Origin of the sequence: Tenacibaculum geojense, from assembly GCF_042676005.1 — a bacterium.
GTDB classification, from domain to species: Bacteria; Bacteroidota; Bacteroidia; order Flavobacteriales; family Flavobacteriaceae; genus Polaribacter; species Polaribacter geojense.
The window spans coordinates 1-3017 of sequence record NZ_JBHTJR010000070.1; the positions used below are offsets into that span (position 1 = coordinate 1).

General features: G+C 47.4%; 1 rRNA gene. It reads left to right on the forward strand.

Annotation, left to right across the window (positions count from 1 at the left end):
- Positions 1-62: 62 nt before the first annotated feature.
- Positions 63-2853, forward strand: a 23S ribosomal RNA gene (locus ACFQ1U_RS13700).
- The last annotated feature ends 164 nt before the right edge of the window (positions 2854-3017 follow it).

Below are 3017 nucleotides of genomic sequence, written 5' to 3' on the forward strand. Positions count from 1 at the left end.
CAAAATATTTTTATAAAGAATTATAAAGAGCTCGTTGTAGATAATATCTACAGCAAAAAGTACAATAAGCTAAATAAGGGCGTATGGAGGATGCCTAGGCTTTCAGAGGCGATGAAGGACGTGATAAGCTGCGAAAAGTTACGGGGAGAAGCACATATTTTATGATCCGTAAATATCCGAATGGGGCAACCCACTATACTGAAGGTATAGTATCCGTAAGGAGGCAAACCCGGAGAACTGAAACATCTAAGTACCCGGAGGAAGAGAAAACAATAGTGATTCCGAGAGTAGTGGCGAGCGAAATCGGATTAGCCCAAACCAATATTGTTACGGCAATATTGGGGTTGTAGGGCTGCGACATTAGAATCTTAGAGAACTAGAAGTGTTTGGAAAGACACACCGCAGAGAGTGATAGTCTCGTATAGGTAATCGAAGATGATATAGCAGTACCCTGAGTAGTGCGGGACACGTGTAATCCTGTATGAATCTGGCGGGACCATCCGCTAAGGCTAAATACTCCTGAAAGACCGATAGTGAACTAGTACCGTGAGGGAAAGGTGAAAAGAACCCTAAGTAAGGGAGTGAAAGAGAACCTGAAACCGTACGCCTACAAGCGGTCGAAGCATCGTACGATGTGACGGCGTGCCTTTTGCATAATGAGCCTACGAGTTACTGTTGCTAGCAAGGTTAAAGATTTAAGGTCTGGAGCCGCAGCGAAAGCGAGTCTGAATAGGGCGTTATAGTTAGTAGTAGTAGACGCGAAACCGAGTGATCTACCCATGGGCAGGTTGAAGCTGTGGTAACACACAGTGGAGGACCGAACCAGTTGACGTTGAAAAGTCTTTGGATGACCTGTGGGTAGGGGTGAAAGGCCAATCAAACTCGGAAATAGCTCGTACTCCCCGAAATGCATTTAGGTGCAGCGTTGAGTAAAAGTTTTATAGAGGTAGAGCTACTGATTGGATGCGGGGGCTTCACCGCCTACCAATTCCTGACAAACTCCGAATGCTATAAAATGTTTCTCAGCAGTGAGGGCATGGGTGCTAAGGTCCATGTCCGAGAGGGAAAGAACCCAGACCATCAGCTAAGGTCCCCAAATGTATGCTAAGTTGAATAAACGAGGTGGAACTGCTTAGACAGCTAGGATGTTGGCTTGGAAGCAGCCATTCATTTAAAGAGTGCGTAACAGCTCACTAGTCGAGCGGTTCTGCATGGATAATAATCGGGCATAAGTATACTACCGAAGCTATGGACTTATAAAGTGGTAGGGGAGCATTCTAATTGTGTTGAAGGTGAACTGTGAGGTTTGCTGGAACGATTAGAAAAGAAAATGTAGGCATAAGTAACGATAAAGGGGGCGAGAAACCCCCTCACCGAAAGACTAAGGTTTCCTCAGCGATGCTAATCAGCTGAGGGTTAGTCGGGGCCTAAGGCGAACCCGAAAGGGGTAGTCGATGGACAACAGGTTAATATTCCTGTACCTGCTCACACTAAAAGTGACGGATCTCCCAGGTGCTTGCGTACTGACGGAAATGTACGCTGAGCTTAGACTTCGGTCGAAGCGAAAGCAAGTAAGAGGTTCCAAGAAAAGCGAGTGAAGCAGCCCGTACCGTAAACCGACACAGGTAGTTGGGATGAGAATTCTAAGGTGCTCGAGAGATTCATGGCTAAGGAACTAGGCAAAATAGACCTGTAACTTCGGGAGAAAGGTCGCCCATTTTCGGATGGGCCGCAGTGAAAAGATCCAGGCGACTGTTTATCAAAAACACAGGGCTTTGCTAAATTGAAAGATGATGTATAAGGCCTGACACCTGCCCGGTGCTGGAAGGTTAAGTGGAGTTGTTAGCTTCGGCGAAGCAATCAAATGAAGCCCCAGTAAACGGCGGCCGTAACTATAACGGTCCTAAGGTAGCGAAATTCCTTGTCGGGTAAGTTCCGACCTGCACGAATGGTGCAACGATCTGGATACTGTCTCAGCCATGAGCTCGGTGAAATTGTAGTATCGGTGAAGATGCCGATTACCCGCAGCGGGACGAAAAGACCCCGTGAACCTTTACTATAGCTTCGTATTGACTTTGGATAAGTAATGTGTAGGATAGGTGGGAGACTTTGAAGCGGCGTCGCTAGGCGTTGTGGAGTCGTCCTTGAAATACCACCCTTTGCTTATCTAGAGCCTAACTCAGTGATGAGAACAGTGCGTGGTGGGTAGTTTGACTGGGGTGGTCGCCTCCAAAAGAGTAACGGAGGCTTCTAAAGGTTCCCTCAGCACGCTTGGTAACCGTGCGTAGAGTGCAATGGCATAAGGGAGCTTGACTGAGAGACATACAGGTCGATCAGGTACGAAAGTAGAGCATAGTGATCCGGTGGTTCCGCATGGAAGGGCCATCGCTCAAAGGATAAAAGGTACTCCGGGGATAACAGGCTGATCTCCCCCAAGAGCTCACATCGACGGGGGGGTTTGGCACCTCGATGTCGGCTCGTCACATCCTGGGGCTGGAGAAGGTCCCAAGGGTTGGGCTGTTCGCCCATTAAAGTGGCACGCGAGCTGGGTTCAGAACGTCGTGAGACAGTTCGGTCTCTATCTGCTGTGGGCGTTAGAAATTTGAGTGGATCTGACTTTAGTACGAGAGGACCGAGTTGGACGAACCTCTAGTGTATCTGTTGTCTCGCCAGGGGCACTGCAGAGTAGCTACGTTCGGAAGGGATAAGCGCTGAAAGCATATAAGCGCGAAACCCACCACAAGATGAGATTTCTTTAAAGGGTCGTTGAAGATGACAACGTTGATAGGCTATAGGTGTAAGTGCAGTAATGTATGTAGCCAAGTAGTACTAATAACCCATAGGCTTATGTACGATCTTCCCCTCCTAGTGAGGGGAAGCAAACTCTTTACTTGATGAAAACAATATTATTTTACCATATGTTAACCTATACAGCTGAGATATGCTGCAACAATTTAAGGTGATTATTGCAATGGGGCTCACCTCTTACCATTCCGAACAGAGAAGTTAAGCCCATT